This window comes from Gemmatimonas sp., assembly GCF_044345575.1.
In the GTDB taxonomy this organism is placed as follows: domain Bacteria; phylum Gemmatimonadota; class Gemmatimonadetes; order Gemmatimonadales; family Gemmatimonadaceae; genus Gemmatimonas.
In genome coordinates this window covers 1-17,191 of sequence record NZ_JBIJAW010000043.1, presented here as the reverse complement: position 1 = coordinate 17,191, position 17,191 = coordinate 1, and the positions used below count along the sequence as shown (strand labels likewise).

Here is a 17,191-nt window from a genome sequence, read left to right as displayed (position 1 = left end):
AATGCGGTGATCACCGGCGCGGGAGTCGGCGAGAAGCCCATGGCACCACCAGGATGCAGCGGAATGAGGTTCACGAACGCCCGACACTCGCGAGCGAGCTGAGCGAGTTGCGCGGCATGTTCGGGCTGATCATTCACGCCGCCGAGCATCACGTACTCAAAAGTGACACGGCGATCGAACTGTTTCGCGGCCTCGACGACCTCCGCGAGCGGATACTTCGTGTTCACTGGCATCAACGTCTGGCGCAGCGCGTCCGACGGGGCGTGGATCGAAATCGCGAGACGGAATTGCTCGGGACGTTCGCCCAGGGCAACGATGCCGGGAAGAATGCCGACGGTTGATATGGTGATATGCCGCGCACCGATGCCGAGCGCTCGCTGATCGTTGAGGAGCGTAAGCGACGGACTTACGGCCTTCCAGTTCATCAACGGTTCACCCATTCCCATGAACACGATGTTCGTGGGGATGATGGGCGGTTCAAGCATGCGCAGGGCACGCACTTGCCCGGCGATCTCCGACGGCTGCAGGTTCCGCTGAAATCCCATGACGCCGGTGGCGCAGAACGCACATTTGAGCGCGCAACCGGCCTGAGACGAGATACAGAACGTCATCCGATCGCCATCAGGAATGGCTACCGTTTCGATGAACTGTCCGTCGTGCAGGCGGAACAGGAACTTCTCCGTGCCGTCTACCGAGCGTTGACGGGTGGCCAGCTCGAGGGAGGAAATACGGAACGCGCCGGCGAGCGCCTCTCGTAGCCCTTTCGGGAGCTCGCTCATCTCCTCGAACGACGCCACCGGTCGCTGCCAGAGTCGCCCGAACACCTGTGTCGCGCGGTATGGCGGTTCGCCGCGTTCCTCCATCCACGATCGCAGGGTGGCGATCGCGGCATCGGGATCGAGGTCGAGCAGGTCCGGCAGAACGGCGATATCGGTACTGGTCACTTGAGGAGTGAACTGAGCGTGAACTGATAGACCGGCCCCAGGCCGGCAATGCCCTCTTCGCGCGCTACGCCTACGGCGTAGCGCGCGTAATACAGCGCCAGCCCGCTGCGGACGCGGGTGGCGGCGCCGGCCCCCGCGGTGGCACGGACGAGTGCCGCACGTGCTTCCACGCGGTCCCAGCGACCCGAAACGAACGGGCCACGTTCACGGGCGCCACGATTCACCGCGCTCTCCGTGTACCCCAGACGCGCTTCACGAGCGCGCGAGGCGCCAGCGAGCCTGACGTCGGCCGCCGCCACAAGCGCCGGCCGGTCTTCCACCTCGCGGCCGGGGCGCCACAGGAAGCTCGACACCGCGACCCGGGCGTCACGCCACGGCAGGTCGTGCAGGACCACGCCAAGATCCGCGGCGACCGCATGGCGGGTGAGTTGATCGGCGCGGCCGTTACGCCAACGCGCCGCGAGCCCCGCCGTGAGATGAGGCACCAGCGCACGGGCGACCGTGAAGCTCGTGAGGGTGCTCTGGTAGGGGATGTTGCCGAGCGATTGCGGGTCCGACTCGGTGCGCACCAGACCGCCAACAGCGCTCCGCGCCACCGACAGCCCAACCGTCGTGCCGCCGCCCCGCCGCCACGCGGCAGCCAGCAGTTGGCCGTCGACGCCCTGAGCGCTTCCGGTACTCAGCGACGCCACCCCGAACCGGAACCGGTCGCCCGTGGGCAGCGCGACCGTGGCAGGGTTCCACAGACCAGCGCCCGCCTCGGATGCCAAGGCCGGTGGCTCGAAGATGGCCCCGAGCGGGAACTCCCAAAGGTCGCGCGCGGGCACCGGCTGCGCACGGAGCCCAGTGGTGGCCCAGCCGAACGCGGCAAGCCCGCAGATGAGCATGCGGCGCATATGGGAGACTAAACGTCGCCGGAAGGCGAGGTCAAGCGAAACCGACGTCGAAAATCCTACCCCGAGTCACGTAACGCATTTACTTTTCAACGTTTGCGCCAATCGATGGTCGTTGGTCGGCACCGGCGGTCGCCAGTGCCTCTCTCGCTCCCGTGCTCGGAGTTCCGTCCCTGATGTCGTCCACGCCACAGTCGTCCGTGCTCTCCACGTCCATGCGCTCCGACCCGTGCGGCCTGCTGCGCCGAGACGATGTCGGCCGCACCGTCCGCCTGGGCGGTTGGGTGCATCGCAGCCGCGACCTTGGTGGGCTCGTGTTCATCGACTTGCGCGACCGTACGGGACTGGTGCAGCTGGCCTTCGGCCCCGCGTGGAGCCCCGCTGATGTCCAGACACTCGCCGCCGCCGTCGGTGTGGAATCGGTGGTGTTGTGCGAAGGCGAAGTGATCGCGCGGGAAACCGACCGCATCAATCCCGACATGGGAACGGGCGAGGTCGAAGTGCGTGTGCGCGCGCTCACCGTCGTCGGCCCGGCGGTCACACCGGCCCTGCCGGTGGCCCGCGGGCGTGGCGACAAGATGCCGGCCGAGGAATTGCGCCTCCGGCATCGGTACCTCGACCTGCGTCGTCCGGAGCTGCAGGAGAATCTCGTGCTCCGTCATCGGCTGCTGCAGGTCACGCGCCGATTCCTGAGCGATGGCGGGTATCTCGAGCTCGAGACACCCATCCTCACGAAACCCACACCGGAGGGGGCACGCGACTATCTCGTGCCCAGCCGTGTGCACCCGGGTGAGTTTTACGCGCTGCCGCAGTCGCCGCAGATCTACAAGCAACTGTTCATGTGCTGTGGCTTCGATCGCTACTTCCAGATCGCGCGCTGCTTCCGCGATGAGGATCTCCGGGCGGATCGTCAGCCCGAGTTCACACAGATCGATATCGAAGCCTCCTTCATCGGCCGGCAGGACATCATGACACTGGCCGAAGGTCTCATCGGGGCGCTGTGGCGCGAAGCGGGGCATCACGATGTGCCGGCGCAATTCGAGCGCATGACCTACGCCGATGCGATGGAGTTCTACGGCTGTGACCGCCCCGATCTGCGGTACGGGCTACGTCTGCGCGACTACAGTGCCGTGTTCGCCGGTCTCGACTTCGCCGTGACCACGACGGCTATGGCGAATGGTGCTCGCGTCCGTGGGCTCGTCGTGCCCGGTGGCGCTGCGTGGAGTCGCAAGCAGGTGGACGAGCTCGAAGCGTTGGCCAAGGGGGCGGGGGCCGGTGGACTCCTCCGCCTGCGGAAGGCCGACGGCGAGTACGATGGACCGCTCGCCAAGTTCCTCACCGAGAATGCCAAGGCGCAGTTCGCCCTCGAGGATGGAGACCTCGCGCTGTTTGTCGCGGCGGCCGATCGCGTGAGCAGTCCCGCGCTCGATCGCGTCCGTCAGGAATGTGCACGGCGCCTCGACCTGGTGGACGAACAGGCGCAGCGTTTCCTCTGGGTTCTCGACTTTCCCATGTTCGAACAGGATCCCGAGTCCGGCGCGCTCGCGGCGGTGCACCATCCGTTCACGGCGCCGAATCCCGACGATATGGCCGCGTATCCGGACGAACCGGCTCGCTGGCGCGCCCTCGCGTACGACGTCGTGCTCAATGGCACCGAACTTGGCGGTGGCAGCATCCGCACCAGCGATCCAGCCACACAGTCGCGTATGTTCGCGCTCCTCGGGATCGGTGATGTGGAGGAGCAGGAGCGGCGCTTTGGCTTTCTCCTCGAGGGACTACGCGCCGGCGCGCCGCCGCACGGCGGGATCGCATTCGGCTTCGATCGCATTGCGATGCTCCTCTCCGGTGCTCCCTCTCTGCGCGACGTGATCGCCTTTCCCAAGACCACGGCTGCGCGCTCGTTGTATGAAGGGGCGCCGGTGGCGGTTCCGGCCGATGACCTCGCGGAGTTGCACATTGCCGTACACGCGGCCGAACGCGAGGCGCGTTCGTGAGCGATCCGCGCGCCGAGCGAGGCGAAGTGGCGACCGCGCGGGTATCCGTCGAGGGCGCCGATCTCCAGATGCTGGCCGGCGTCAATGATGGCAATCTCAAGGAACTTGAGCGCGCCACGGGCGCCCGAGTGGCCCTGCGCGGTGATCACCTGTCGCTCGCTGGAGACGCCGACGCCATCGGGCGGGCCGAATCGGTGGCCTCGGCGCTCGTGGCCCTCGTGCGGGATGGCAAATCAGTCACCGCCGATGATGTCCTCCGCCTCTCGCTCACGGAGCGTCCCGCCGATACCCCGGGTGCGACGAGCGGGAGCTTGGTCCTCCCCGGCGCGCGGCGTGGCGTGCAGCCCAAGACGCCGGGGCAGGCCGAGTATCTCAAGAAGATTGCCGAGAACGACATCGTCGTCGGGATCGGACCGGCCGGAACGGGCAAGACGTATCTCGCGGTCGCCGCGGCCGTCGACGCACTCATGCGCAAGCGCGTGCGCCGCATCGTCCTGGCCAGACCAGCCGTGGAAGCGGGGGAGAGTCTCGGTTTCCTCCCCGGCGACATGCAGGCGAAGGTCGATCCCTACCTCCGGCCGTTGTACGATTCGCTCGACGATCTCATCCCCTTCGAGCGTATCCAGAAGCTGATCGAGTCTCGCACCATCGAAGTCGCACCCCTCGCGTTCATGCGCGGTCGCACTCTGGGTGACGCGTTCGTGATTCTGGATGAAGCGCAGAACGCGACTGGCGCGCAGATGAAGATGTTCCTCACGCGTCTCGGCGTGAACTCGAAGATCGTGATCACCGGCGACAAGACACAGGTGGATCTGCCGCGCCGCGAGGACTCGGGGCTCATGCAGATCGAACGCATCCTGCACGGCATCGAAGGCATCGCGTTTCATTACTTCAACGAGTCCGACGTCGTTCGGCACCGGCTCGTGCGAGACATTATCCGGGCGTACAACGAAGACGCAGCGGGTGGAGGATGACAAAGGGTCGATTGCCTAAACCGGAACCGCGGGTCGTCGCCGTGGAATGCGACGGCACGCGGATTCCGGTGGCCACCGAGAAACTCGCCGAGCTTTGCCGGCAGGTGCTGCGTGCGCTGAAGGTCCCGCGCGCGATGCTCTCGATCACGTTCGTGTCGTCGCGCGCGAGCGCGACGCTCAACCGGCGTCATCTGGGTCACGCGGGACCGACGGACGTGATCACCTTCGCGCTTGGCGCTGATCCTGCCGGTACGGTGATCGGCGACGTGTATATCTGCCCCGACGTGGCGCGAGCGCAGGCGCGCGCACATGGGGTCGGGGTGCGAGAGGAACTTGCACGCCTCGTGGTGCATGGGACGCTTCACGCCTGTGGCTGGGAGCATCCGGAAGACGATGCACGCACGACGTCGCCGATGTGGCGACGCCAGGAGCAGCTGTTGCGCCGCTTCTGGATCACCCCGTCTCGCCTCGCATGAGCGCAATGGCGTGGGGACTGGCGGCTGCTGGTGCAGCCGTCGCGGCCTTGTCGGCCGTGGCCGACGGGGCCCTGCTGTCGGAGAGCGCGCTTCCCGTAAACACCGATCGCGGGAGCTTCGGGGTGCCGTCGCCGGCGGTGCCGCGCTCGATCCCTGGGCGCGAGCAGTCGCACCGGGCCCTGGCGTTCGCGCGCGTCGCCGGCCACCTCGTGGCGGGGAGCGGGCTGGCCGTGGCCCTCGATCTCGCCGGACACGCCACGCTCTCGCTTCTCGCCCTCTTGCTGCTGGTCGGCCTGGCGACTGTGCTGGTGGCGGAGAGCGTCGCACGTGTGTTGGGGGATGCCCTTGGCGATCATGCGGCCGAACGGCTGGCGTGGTTCACGGGTCTCGTGGAGAAAGTCCTGTGGCCCATCGTCGCGCTCGGCGATTGGGTGGACGGGCTTTTTGCGGAGGTCGTGTCGGAGTCGGAAGCGACGCAGGAGCGTCGCGAAGAGGCCGCGCAGCAGTTCCGCGATGTCGTGACCAGCGAGTCGGACGTCACCGGCGAGGAGCGCGAGCTGTTGCTCGGTGTGTTCGATTTCGGCGAGACGACCGCGGAAGAGGTCATGGTACCGCGCGTCGATATGCTGGGCATCGAACGAGACACCTCATGGTCGGAGATGATCGATCGGGTGCGGAGTCTCCAGCATTCGCGCGTCCCCGTGTTCGAGGAGTCGATCGATGAGATCGTGGGCATCCTCTACGTCAAGGATCTCTTGCCGGCCGTTCTTGCAGACGAGGAGCCCGCGGGGGGCTGGACGACGCTGATGCGCCCGCCGGTGTTCATTCCCGCTTCGAAGCGCATCGCCGACCTGCTCAGGGAGTTTCGCCAGAGCCGCCGTCATATCGCCATCGTGGCGGACGAGTATGGCGGCACCGCGGGCCTTGTGACGATCGAGGACATCCTCGAGGAACTCGTCGGTGAGATCCGTGACGAGTACGACGATGAGGAGCGACTGGTCGAGAGCGAAGATGACCTGCGGTTCTGGGTGACGGGGCGTCTGACGCTCGACGACCTCTCCTCCGCGCTCGGCTACGACTTCGGCCGTGACGACGTTTCTACCGTTGGCGGCCTCGTCATGGAACTCCTTGGCCGCGTGCCGCGCGCCGGCGAGTCTCTGAGCATCGGCCCGTTCAAGGTCATCGTCGAGCGCGTGATTCGTCGCAAGATCGAGCGCGTCTATCTCGAGCGCCTCCCGATGGAAGACCCGAGCGCCGCAGATGACGAGGACCGCGAACAATGACGGCCCTTACGATAATCATGGCCGTCGCCGCGGTCGCGCTGCTCACGCTGTCCGCGACTGCCGTTCGTGCGGTGAGCCGCCTGTGGCTGCGTCATTGGATTGAACATCGCGTTGGTGGCATGGGCGCGATGGCCCGCTACCTCGAACGTCCGTCCCGTCTGGTCCACACCGCCGGGACGGCGAGCATGTTGGTGGTGTTCGCCACCGGCTCCGTCATTGCGATGAACGACGGGGTACAGGCGTGGATATTCGTGCGCGACGTCGTGCTCTTCCTCGGGCTGTTGCTGGTGTTCGGACAGTTGCTGCCGCGGGCCGTCGGTCGGCGGTGGGCCCCCCAGTTGGTGCCGGTGCTGGTGCCCGTGCTTCGCCTGACGGATCTCATCCTCGCGCCGTTTCACGCCCTCGCGGACATCGTCCGACGCCTCGTCACCAGACCTGAGACCACGAACGGTGACGATATGCGCGATGGGCTGGAGGAACTTCTGCGCGATGGCACATTCCACGACATCGGGGCCACCGAGGAAATGGCGATCATCACCGGCGTCGTGCAGTTCGGCGACAAGACGGTGCGCGACGTCATGACACCGCGACCCGACATGTTTCTATTGCGGGATGACCTTACGGCCGCTGAGCTCGCACGACAGGTGGCCACGGCCGGCTACAGTCGCGTACCGGTCTATCGTGACTCACCCGACCAGATCAGCGGGATGGTCCACGTGTTCGACGTTTTTCGACGCCGCGGTGAAGCGGTGCCGGCGGTGCGTCCCGTCGCGTTCACGCGCCCCGAAAAGTCGGCCAAGGATCTCCTGTTCGAAATGCTGCGCTCGCGGCGTCAACTGGCGATCGTACAGGATGGCGGTGCGGTGACGGGGCTGGTCACATTGGAAGATCTCCTCGAGGAATTGGTTGGTGACATCCGCGACGAACACGATGATGGCAGCGAGTAGGGAACCGGACAGCGACCTGGCGGCAGAGTTGGTGACGACGACCACTCCCGTGGCGCGTCTTCTCACGCAGTTTCGTGCCGGTAAGGCCGCCGCGCTGGCGCGCGCGGTGAGTATCGTCGAGAACCATCGCGCCGGTTTCGAACAGATTCTGGCCGCGCAGCACGCGCTGCTCGGACGCGCCCGACGCATCGGCATTACGGGTCCGCCGGGCGCAGGAAAGAGCACGCTCACCACGCGTCTTGCGCGGTACTACCGTGACGCCGGACTCACCGTCGGCATCGTCGCGGTCGATCCCACATCACCATTTACGGGCGGGGCGCTGCTCGGCGACCGCATCCGCATGGAGGACGTGGCGCTCGATCCCGGCGTGTTCATCCGCTCCATGGCAACCCGTGGCTCGCTTGGCGGTCTCGCCACGGCCACGCGCGAGGTCTGCGATGTGCTCGACGGATTCGGCAAGGACATCATCCTCATCGAGACCGTCGGCGTCGGGCAGAGTGAGCTCGACGTGTCCCGCGCTGCGGATTCGACGCTCGTGGTGCTTGTACCCGAGTCGGGGGACTCCATCCAGACGCTCAAGGCGGGCGTGATGGAGATCGCCGATGTGTATACGGTGAACAAGGCCGATCGCCCCGGTGCGGATCGGTTGCGCAACGACATCGAGCTCATGCTTGGTTTACGATCGGGCGCCACGATGAAGAACATGCCGGCGCATCATGGTGTCGACCTGCGCGGAATGGCCGACGCCGATCGGGACGCGCTGCGTGATGCCATGAACCCGGCGCGGGCAGCCCGCGCCGCGGCGCAGGAAGAGCACCCCGAACTGTGGACACCGCCGGTGCTCCGGTCTGTCGCCGCGCAGAACGAAGGCGTGGCCGAAGTGGCGGACGCGCTCTCACGGCACTTCCGCTATCTTGACGCTAGTGGTGAGCTGCGCCAACGCCGCCGCGCCCGCCTTCGGGAGCGGGTGATGGAAGTGGTGGAACAGCAGATCCGGCAGCGGCTCTGGCACGACGCCGACACGCTCGCCTGGCTCGACGCCCAACTCGATGCCCTCGAAGCAGGTACGCTGGTCCCGTTCGCCGTGGCGGACGCCCTGCGTGCCCGTAGCAGCTCCCTCCTGACCGGCGCCGCCTACGCGCCGTTGTCGCACCCCAAGGGGACCAGCGCATGACCAGTATCCGCGAACTCGAAGACGTCGTCCGCCAGCAGCAGGAGGAGCTGGACGCCCTGCGCCAGGAGGTGGCGCGGTGGAAGGGCCAGTACGACGGTGGCCGCAAGCGCGATATCGCCTACACCAACTCGGCGCAGGAAGTCCCGCCGCTGTTTACGGCGCTCGACCTCGAGGATTCGGCTGGCACCGCCTTCGAAACACCGGGCACGTGGCCGTTCACGCGTGGCATTCATCCCACGGGCTATCGCGGCAAGCTTTGGACGATGCGCCAGTTCGCCGGCTTCGGGACGGCGCGCGAAACCAATCAGCGATACAAGTTCTTGCTGTCGCAGGGGCAGACCGGGCTGTCGGTGGCCTTCGACTTCCCGACACTGATGGGCTACGACAGCGACCATCCTCGTTCGGAAGGGGAAGTGGGCAAGTGCGGCGTCGCCATCTCGTCGCTTGCCGACATGGAGACGCTGTTCGAGGGCATCCCCCTCGACAAGGTGTCTACAAGCATGACGATCAACGGGCCGGCGATCATTCTGCTGTGCTTTTACATCGCGGCAGCAGAGAAGCAGGGAGTGGATGCGTCGAAGCTCCAAGGCACGGTGCAGAACGACATCCTGAAGGAGTACATGGCGCAGCACGCCTGGTGCTTCCCCATCGAACCGGCGCTGCGGCTCATCGTGGATGGTTTCGATTGGTGTGCCAAGCACGCGCCGAATTGGAATACGATCTCCATCTCCGGCTATCACATCCGTGAGGCGGGCTCGACGGCCGCGCAGGAACTCGCATTCACGCTCGCCGATGGATTCACCTATGTGGAGCGCGGGATTGCCCGTGGGCTCGACGTGGACGAGTTCGGCCCGCGATTGTCGTTCTTCTGGGATATCCATAACGATTTCTTCGAAGAGATCGCCAAGCTGCGTGCCGCGCGTCGCATTTGGGCGCGTCACATGAAGGAGCGCTACGGCGCGAAGAATCCACGCTCGTGGATGATGCGCTTTCACTCGCAAACGGCCGGCGTGACGCTCACGGCGCAGCAGCCGATGAACAATGTGGTTCGCGTCGCGTATCAGGCGCTGGCCGCGGTCCTCGGTGGCACGCAATCGCTGCACACCAACTCGATGGACGAAACGCTCTCGCTACCGACCGAGGCGGCCGTGCAGGTCGCGCTGCGCACGCAGCAGATTCTCGCCTACGAGACCGGCGTGCCGAACGTGATGGACCCGCTGGGGGGCTCCTACTACATCGAGGCGCTCACCGACCAGCTCGAGCGCGAGGCCGAGCAACTGTTCGCGCAGATCGACGAAATCGGCGGCGTGGTGAAGGGGTTGGAAGACGGCTGGTTCCAGAAGCGGATCGCCGAAAGCGCCGCGCGGCAGCAGTGGGAGATCGAACAGCGCCGCAAACTTGTGGTGGGCGTCAACGACTTCGTCACGGAGGAGCCGGAACTCACCATTCCCATCCTGCGCATCGGACAGGAGGCGGAGGAGGAGCAGAAGGCCAAGATGGCGGCGCTGCGGGCATCACGTGACAACGCCCTCTGCGCGCGGCATCTCGAGGCGCTTCGAGTCGCCGCGCGTGGGACCGAAAACGTGGTGCCGCACATTCTCGACTGCGCCCGTTCCTACTGCACGCTCTACGAAATCCGGGCGGCACTCGAAGACGTGTTCGGCGCCTATCGCGAACCGGTGTTCTTCTAGCTTACCGCCACGCCGCGTGGTGCCGCGCTCGCCGCCGACTGGGTCAGTCGGCGGCGAGTTCGCGTTCGAGCGCCGCGAGATGCAGGAGGAACGTCGTCGCCTGAGCCGCCGTCATGACGGCGGGATCGAACACATCGGATCCCGTATCGGCCTGAAGGACAGCGCGGCGGCGCGCGGTGTCACCGGTTTCCCAGTTCACGACCTTCATCGTCCACTCGGGGAAGGCGCGCGACTCGATCTCCGCCACATCGATCAACTGGCAATCGGCATGGCGCGCGTCCTGCGCGATGCGGTGGTAGAGTGCATTCACGGCCCGCCGCTCACCTTCCAGAGCCTGCAGGAACTGGCCGGAGCCGTAGCAGAGGATACCCGTGATGCCGCGCTCGATATTGCGCGTCTGGGCGTGGTTCATGATTTCGACCAGGGCGCCGTATGACTTATCGGCGCTGGCCGCGCTGGAGTAGAGAAGACGGATGTCGGGCACAGGATCCGATGCAGCGAGAAAGGGGTCGTGGCCCGGAATTCGGCGGCAGGACCGCGGAGATCCGGGGCATGCGGCTTGTGCGGCTTCGTCACAGTATCTAGCGTCTCCGGATGAACACCGACAGCCCTTGGTGGGCCACCCAGTTCGATAAACAGTACCTCCACGAGTACGAGCCCCTTTTTGACCGGGTCCAGGACCGGAAAGAGGTCGCCCGCCTGCTGGACGTGCTGGCATTGCCGTCCGGTGCCCGGGTGCTCGACTGTCCTTGTGGACAGGGGCGACATGCCCACCTCCTCGCGGAAGCTGGTTTCGATGTGGACGCCCTCGACTACTCGGAGGACCTCCTCGCCGTGGCCCGGAAGCGCGGGTCCGGCAAGACGTTGCGCTTCACGCAGGGGGATATGCGGAAACTCCCGGGTCGCTGGACGGGTCGTTTCGACGCGGTAGTCAATCTGTTCACGTCGTTCGGTTTCTTTGACGATCCGAACGATGATTTGCGCGTGTTGTCCCAATTTTCCCGCGTTCTCAAGCCCGGCGGCGTATTGATCTGGCACGGCGGCGCGCGAGATGGGGTGATGGCGAAGTTCCTCACACGCGATTGGTGGTCGAGCGCCGACGGCACCATGTTCGGCCAGGAGCGTTCCTTCGATCCGCTCTCGGGGTTTCTGGAAATCACGTCGACGTGGCGTGGCCCCAAGGGCCATGGCGAGCGTTCGCATCGCATTCGGCTCTACACGGCGTCCGAACTCGCGATGCGGCTGCGTGACGTGGGGCTCGTGGTGGAACAGGCGTTCGATTCCTGGAGCGCCCGTCCGCTCACACGCAAATCCAGCGAAATGCTGCTGGTGGCGCGCAAGGACGGCTGAGTAACTTTGCACAGGGCACAGGGCTTCCGGACCATCGGACCAAGTGCCCGTTCGCAGAACCCTCCCGATTATCCAACCGATGACTCGACCGATTCGCGTACTGGTGGCCAAACCCGGCCTCGATGGACACGACCGTGGCGCCAAGGTGGTGGCGGCCGCGCTGCGCGACGCCGGCATGGAAGTGATCTACACCGGCCTCCACCAGACACCCGAGATGATCGCCACGGCGGCCGTCCAGGAAGATGTCGATGTGGTTGGCCTCTCCATCCTCTCCGGCGCCCACATGACGCTCTTTCCGCGGGTGCGCGATCTCCTGCTCGAGGCGGGTCGTGATGACATCCTCCTGACGGGGGGCGGCATCATTCCCAAGGAAGACATGGACGCGCTGCAGGCACGAGGCGTGGCGCGGCTGTTCGGCCCGGGTACAAGCACGCAAGAGCTCGTCGATTACATCCGCGAGTGGTTCGCCTCTCGCGAAGAGCAGGGCGCGTGAGCGGCCGACTCCGCCAGCTCGCCGACGAGGTTCGCGCGCTGGAAGCCCGCCTCCGACTCGGCGGCGGGCCAGACAAGATCGAGAAGCAGCACAAGCAGGGAAAGCTCACGGCACGTGAGCGCGTCGAGCGTTTGGCCGATCCCGGGACTCCCTTCCTCGAGATCGGCCTTCTCGTTGCCCATGATCGTTACGACGGGCAGGCCCCAGCCGCCGGGGTGATCACCGGCCTCATCATGGTCGAGGGGCGCGAAGTGGTGGTGGTGGCCAACGACGCCACCGTGAAGGCCGGCTCGTGGTGGCCTGAGACCATCACGAAGATTCTGCGCGCGCAGGAAGTCGCGATGCGGTGCCGCATCCCCATCCTCTATCTCGTCGATTCCGCCGGCGTGAACCTCCCGTATCAGGGTGGAGTGTTCCCCGGGCAGTACGGGGCGGCACGCATCTTCTACTACAACTCCATCATGCGTCGGTACCTGCGCATTCCGCAGTTCGCGGCGGTGATGGGGCAGTGCGTGGCAGGCGGTGCGTATCTCCCGGCCCTGAGCGACGTGATCCTCATGGTGAAGGGCACATCGTTCATGGGCCTCGGCGGCCCCAATCTCGTGAAGGGCGCCACCGGACAGAGCGTCGATGGTGAAACGCTCGGGGGGGCCATCACGCACACCGAGATCTCGGGGGTGGCCCACTATGCCCTCGACGACGACGCCGCGTGTCTCGACAAGCTGCGCGAACTCGTCGCGCGGCTCCCGCGACCGCAGCAGCGTGAGACGACCTGGCGCCCGCCGGCCGAACCGCCCTCGGCGCTGTACGATTTGCTCCCGGCTGATCACCGCATGCAGTACGACATGCATGCGCTGTTGCGCACCGTGCTCGACGACGGCGCGCTCGACGAGTTTCAGCCGAATCTCGCCAAGGAGATGATCTGCGGCGATGCGCGCATCGAGGGTATCCCGGTCGGGGTCATCGCCAATCAGCGCGGCCTGATCAAGGGCCGGCCCGGCGAACGTCCGCGCTTCGGGGGGATCATCTATGCCGAAAGCGCCGAAAAGGTCGCCTATTTCATCGAACGGTGTGACAAACAGGGCATTCCGATCCTGTTCGTGCAGGACGTGTCGGGGTTCATGGTCGGCCCGGACGCCGAACACGATGGCATCATTCGCGCCGGCGCGCACTTCGTCGAAGCGATGGCGTGCGCGCGCGTGCCGAAGATCGTCCTCACCGTGAACCACGCGAGCGGTGCTGGATACTATGCCATGGCCGGGCAGGGCTTCGATCCCGACTTCATCTTCTCGTGGCCGACCGGGCGCATGGCGGTGATGGAGGGAGAGGCGGCCGTGCAGGCCGTGCATGGGCCGGCGCTCGATGCCGCGAAGAAGGCCGGTGCGGCACCGTCAGCCGACGTGATCGAAGCGGTCGAGGCCATGCGCGCGGACTATGAAGAGCAACTCGACGCGCGCTACGCGGCCGCCCGCGGTTTTGTCGATACCATCGTATACCCGGAAGACACCCGTGATCTGCTCGCGATGGCACTGCGGGCAGCCAACCAGAATCGCGGTCCGCATCTCGGCGCCTTCGTGCTGCCGCCGATGCCGCCCGTCGGAGGCGAGTGATGTCGGAGGCGAAGCAGGACAAGGTGGTGCGGGTCGCGAGCGGCCAGGGGTTCTGGGGTGACTGGCTTGAAGCGCCGCGCCGGCAGGTGGAAGGTGGTCCGGTCGACTACCTCATGCTCGACTATCTCGCCGAAGTCACGATGTCCATCGTGCAGAAGCAGAAGGAGCGCGACCCGCGCATGGGGTACGCGCGCGACTTCATCGGCGCCATGGAGAGCGTCTTCCCGGCCGTGGCGGAGCGGGGCGTGAAGGTCATCGCCAACGCCGGCGGTGTGAACCCCATGGCGTGCGCCGATGCGGTGCTCGCGGCGGCCGACAAGGCCGGCGTGCGCGGCAAGATTCGCATCGGCGTGGTTACGGGTGACGACATTCTCGATCGTCTCGACACCCTGCTCGCAGACGGGCACGAACTCAAGAATATGGATACAGGCGAGCCACTCGCCGGGATCCGTGATCGCGTGCTCTCGGCGAACGCCTACATCGGGTCGACGCCGATCGTGGAGGCGTTGCAGCGCGGCGCCAATGTGGTGGTGACCGGGCGCAGCACCGACACCTCGCTCACGATGGCTCCGCTGCGGCACGAGTTCGGCTGGGCGGCGGACGATTGGAACGCACTGGCCGCTGGGATCGTGGCCGGCCACATCCTCGAGTGCGGGGCGCAGTGCAGCGGTGGCAACTGCCTGCACGACTGGCGCAACATCCCCGATCTCGCGAACGTCGGGTATCCCATCGCGGAGGCGCGCGCCGACGGGTCGTTCGTCATCACGAAGCATCCGGGGACGGGCGGCCGCGTGAGCATCCCCAGTGTGACGGAACAGCTCGTGTACGAAATGGGGGATCCGCACGCCTATATCACGCCCGACGTCGTCGCCGATTTCACCAGTATCCAGCTAGCCGCAGACGGAGAGAACCGGGTGCGCGTGCACGGGATCACGGGGGCGCCGCCCACGCCGTTCCTCAAGGTGTCCATCGCCTATCGGGCCGGCTTCAAGGCCGTCGGCTCGCTGGTCTATTCATGGCCGGACGCCATGGAGAAGGCGCAGCTGGCCGACCGCGTGCTGCGCGAACGCCTCGACCGTCTGGGGCTCAGGTTCGATCAGGTCCTCAGTGAGTTCGTTGGCGCCACCTCCACGCATGGTCCGCTGGCGGGTGACGGTCGTGACGCGCCGGAAGTGCAGTACCGTATCGGCGTCCGCGGTGGCGATCGTGCGGCGGTCGAACGCTTCACGCGGGAAATCGCGCCGCTCGTACTCAATGGCCCGCCAAGCGTGACGGGCTTCGCCGGCGGTCGCCCCAAGGTCGAGGAAATCGTGGCCTACTGGCCCGCACTGCTCGACAAGCGCGCCGTGTCCACCGCTGTCACCATCGTGGAGTGAGTGTCGTGAAAGTTCGTCTGCTCGATATCGCACACGCCCGCAGCGGCGACAAGGGTGACACTGCCAATGTGGGGCTGATCGCCCTCCGTCCGGAGTGGTACACCGTGCTCGATCGCTATGTCACGCGAGACGCCGTGGCGAAGCACTTTGAAGGGCAGATCACCGGTAGCGTGATCCGCTTCGAACTTCCCAACCTGCAGGCGCTCAACTTCCTGTTGCATGGCGCGCTCGATGGCGGCGGCACGCTGTCGCTCAAGACCGACGCGCAGGGCAAGGTCTACTCGACGGCGCTGCTGCGTCTGGTGGTGGATGTTCCCGACGCCGAGGCGGCCACACTCGGGTTGCCCGCCGCGTCATGATCCAACGCGTCCGCATCGCGCTCATCGCCTTGGGCGTCATCGCATTCACGATCGCGCAGCAGACGGGCCGGGAATGGCTGCGCTGGGTGGGCGTGGCGCTGGTCGCGGTCGCATTCTTCCTTCGGTTCGCGAAGCGCTCACTGGGCTGACGCGGGGGGCGCGCGGGTACCGCTCCGCGCCCGCCGCCGGCTCTGCGCTTCCGCGAGAGCGGTTTCCCACCCCGGTCCCAAATCGGTGGTTCCGCCCCCCGTTATGATTCAGGGATGACTCGCCCATTTGTCCCCGAATTGCTTGCTCCGGCCGGTACCCTCGACGCCGTTCGCGCGGCTGTCGCGAATGGGGCCAACGCGGTGTACCTCGGCGCGTCCATGTACAACGCCCGCGACGAAGGGGCGCAGCTGTCGCTGGATGAACTCGGGCAGGCGTGCGCCATCGCGCATTCTCGTGGCGTGCGGGTGTATCTCACGTTCAACGTGCTGATCAAGCCGCACGAGCTGCCCGAAGCATTGAAGTACCTCGGGGAGTGTATCGACCGCGGCATCGACGCCGCCATCGTGCAGGACCTCGGCGTGGTACGCCTCATCCAGCAGGTGTACCCACAGCTCGAGGTGCACGGCTCCACGCAGATGACCGTGCACGACGAGTCGGGAGCGCGCGTGATGCGCGAGCTTGGTGTGGAGCGCGTCGTGCTCGCCCGCGAGAACACGCTCGAGGACATTCGCGCCATTCGCGAGGCGGTGCCGGATCTCAGCCTCGAGACGTTCGTCCATGGCGCGCTCTGCATCTCGTACTCCGGCCAGTGCTTCATGTCGGGGATGATCAGTGAGCGCTCCGCGAACCGCGGCTCCTGTGCCCAGTCGTGTCGAAAGGATTACACGCTGACCGACGAGAACACGAAGGCCACGCTCGACAGCGGCTATCTCATTTCCACCAAGGATCTGGCCGCGCACGATCACCTTGAGGAGATCGCCAAGCTCGGCGTGGGATGCCTCAAGGTCGAAGGGCGGAAGAAGAAGCCCGAGTACGTGGCTACGGTGACGAAAGCCTATCGCGGGTGGCTCGACGGCATCGCGCGCGGCGAGAGCGGACGTGCACCACGGCCGGAGGAAGTGGAACCGCTGGTGCAGATCTTCAGCCGCGGCAACACCGGCGGCATGTACGGCGGGCGGCAGGGGCGCGAATACATCACGCGCACGCAACCCGACAATCGCGGCCTGCCCATCGGGATGGTCACCGGTGGCGAGGGCCAGTCGCTGATCATCGAGGTGTCGCGCCCGGTGTCCGTCGGCGATGGTCTGGGATTCGAGGCCCCGGCTGCCGACGCCGGCGCTTCGGTCGGTGGCACCGTGGCAGAGGTACGCACGCTCTCGTCGCGCGCTGGCGTGCATCGTCAGGTGGTCCTCGTGAAGAGCGGCCCGCGCGTGACGCGCGTGCCCGAAGGCTGGCACGTGGTGCGCACGAGTGATGCTGCGCTCCTTGCGGGTGCTCGTGAGTCGTATTCGGCTGTGCCCCTATTCGATCGGGTCGGTCTGCACCGGGTTGATGTCCGATGTTTCGGCCACGCGGGCGGCCCGCTCAAGACCGTGTGGAGCTGCGGTGAGATCGAAGTGACCGTGCGCGGCGAGGT

17 protein-coding genes are annotated in these 17,191 nt (G+C 66.2%); 14 read left to right on the top strand and 3 right to left on the bottom strand.

Annotated features, from left to right (window positions below; genetic code table 11):
* Together rlmN and ACIQ6O_RS04630 are read right to left on the bottom strand one after the other, a co-directional pair.
* Positions 1-944, bottom strand: a 944-nt coding sequence (rlmN, locus tag ACIQ6O_RS04635; RefSeq protein ID WP_396206619.1) for a 23S rRNA (adenine(2503)-C(2))-methyltransferase RlmN, incomplete at its 3' end; no start/stop codon positions are given.
* Positions 941-1,840, bottom strand: a complete 900-nt coding sequence (locus ACIQ6O_RS04630; protein WP_396206618.1) for a hypothetical protein — start codon at positions 1,838-1,840, stop codon at positions 941-943. The genes ACIQ6O_RS04630 and rlmN, both read right to left, overlap by 4 nt.
* Before the next feature lie 173 nt (positions 1,841-2,013).
* Between ACIQ6O_RS04630 and aspS the strand changes: the two genes are divergently transcribed.
* Genes aspS through ACIQ6O_RS04595 form a run of 7 tightly spaced genes read left to right on the top strand, consistent with a single transcriptional unit; the run spans position 2,014 to position 10,376 of the window.
* Positions 2,014-3,831, top strand: a complete 1,818-nt coding sequence (gene aspS, locus ACIQ6O_RS04625; protein WP_396206617.1) for an aspartate--tRNA ligase — start codon at positions 2,014-2,016, stop codon at positions 3,829-3,831.
* Complete coding sequence (locus ACIQ6O_RS04620; protein WP_396206616.1) at positions 3,828-4,805, top strand: PhoH family protein; 978 nt, start codon at positions 3,828-3,830, stop codon at positions 4,803-4,805. Before aspS ends, ACIQ6O_RS04620 begins: the two co-directional genes overlap by 4 nt.
* A gap of 11 nt (positions 4,806-4,816) precedes the next feature.
* A complete protein-coding gene (gene ybeY, locus ACIQ6O_RS04615; RefSeq protein ID WP_396206615.1) occupies positions 4,817-5,281 on the top strand; it encodes an rRNA maturation RNase YbeY in 465 nt (154 codons plus the stop codon).
* A 5-nt stretch (positions 5,282-5,286) separates the two neighbouring features.
* Positions 5,287-6,564, top strand: a complete 1,278-nt coding sequence (locus ACIQ6O_RS04610; protein WP_396206614.1) for a hemolysin family protein — start codon at positions 5,287-5,289, stop codon at positions 6,562-6,564.
* A gap of 17 nt (positions 6,565-6,581) precedes the next feature.
* The gene (locus tag ACIQ6O_RS04605; RefSeq protein ID WP_396206613.1) at positions 6,582-7,511 is read left to right on the top strand and encodes a CBS domain-containing protein; all 930 of its coding nucleotides are present in this window, start codon (positions 6,582-6,584) and stop codon (positions 7,509-7,511) included.
* A gap of 31 nt (positions 7,512-7,542) precedes the next feature.
* Positions 7,543-8,685 carry a methylmalonyl Co-A mutase-associated GTPase MeaB gene (meaB, locus tag ACIQ6O_RS04600; RefSeq protein WP_396206612.1) on the top strand — a complete coding sequence of 381 codons (1,143 nt, stop codon included), beginning with the start codon at positions 7,543-7,545 and terminating at the stop codon, positions 8,683-8,685.
* Positions 8,682-10,376: a methylmalonyl-CoA mutase gene (locus ACIQ6O_RS04595; protein ID WP_396206611.1), complete on the top strand. Its 1,695-nt coding sequence runs from the start codon at positions 8,682-8,684 to the stop codon at positions 10,374-10,376. Before meaB ends, ACIQ6O_RS04595 begins: the two co-directional genes overlap by 4 nt.
* Positions 10,377-10,419: 43 nt before the next feature.
* Here the strand turns inward: ACIQ6O_RS04595 and ACIQ6O_RS04590 are convergent, their stop codons facing one another.
* Complete coding sequence (locus ACIQ6O_RS04590) at positions 10,420-10,860, bottom strand: BLUF domain-containing protein (RefSeq protein ID WP_396206610.1); 441 nt, start codon at positions 10,858-10,860, stop codon at positions 10,420-10,422.
* A gap of 110 nt (positions 10,861-10,970) precedes the next feature.
* On the opposite strand from ACIQ6O_RS04590, the gene ACIQ6O_RS04585 reads away from it, so the two are divergent.
* From ACIQ6O_RS04585 to ACIQ6O_RS04555, 7 genes are all read left to right on the top strand, one after another.
* Positions 10,971-11,726, top strand: coding sequence for a class I SAM-dependent methyltransferase (locus ACIQ6O_RS04585; protein WP_396206609.1), 756 nt, complete (start codon positions 10,971-10,973; stop codon positions 11,724-11,726).
* A 79-nt stretch (positions 11,727-11,805) separates the two neighbouring features.
* Positions 11,806-12,219: a cobalamin B12-binding domain-containing protein gene (locus ACIQ6O_RS04580; RefSeq protein WP_396206608.1), complete on the top strand. Its 414-nt coding sequence runs from the start codon at positions 11,806-11,808 to the stop codon at positions 12,217-12,219.
* Positions 12,216-13,829, top strand: a complete 1,614-nt coding sequence (locus tag ACIQ6O_RS04575; protein ID WP_396206607.1) for an acyl-CoA carboxylase subunit beta — start codon at positions 12,216-12,218, stop codon at positions 13,827-13,829. Before ACIQ6O_RS04580 ends, ACIQ6O_RS04575 begins: the two co-directional genes overlap by 4 nt.
* Entirely contained in the window at positions 13,829-15,205 is a 1,377-nt protein-coding gene (locus ACIQ6O_RS04570; protein ID WP_396206606.1) for an acyclic terpene utilization AtuA family protein, read from the top strand. Before ACIQ6O_RS04575 ends, ACIQ6O_RS04570 begins: the two co-directional genes overlap by 1 nt.
* A 5-nt stretch (positions 15,206-15,210) precedes the next feature.
* Positions 15,211-15,564 (top strand): hypothetical protein, encoded by a 354-nt coding sequence (locus tag ACIQ6O_RS04565; RefSeq protein ID WP_396206605.1) that lies wholly within the window; start codon positions 15,211-15,213, stop codon positions 15,562-15,564.
* On the top strand, positions 15,561-15,713 hold the full coding sequence (locus tag ACIQ6O_RS04560) for a hypothetical protein (RefSeq protein ID WP_396206604.1): 153 nt from the start codon (positions 15,561-15,563) through the stop codon (positions 15,711-15,713). The genes ACIQ6O_RS04565 and ACIQ6O_RS04560 overlap by 4 nt, the downstream gene beginning before the upstream one ends.
* Before the next feature lie 114 nt (positions 15,714-15,827).
* Positions 15,828-17,191 (top strand): peptidase U32 family protein (locus ACIQ6O_RS04555; protein ID WP_396206603.1); only part of this gene is annotated, 1,364 nt, incomplete at its 3' end.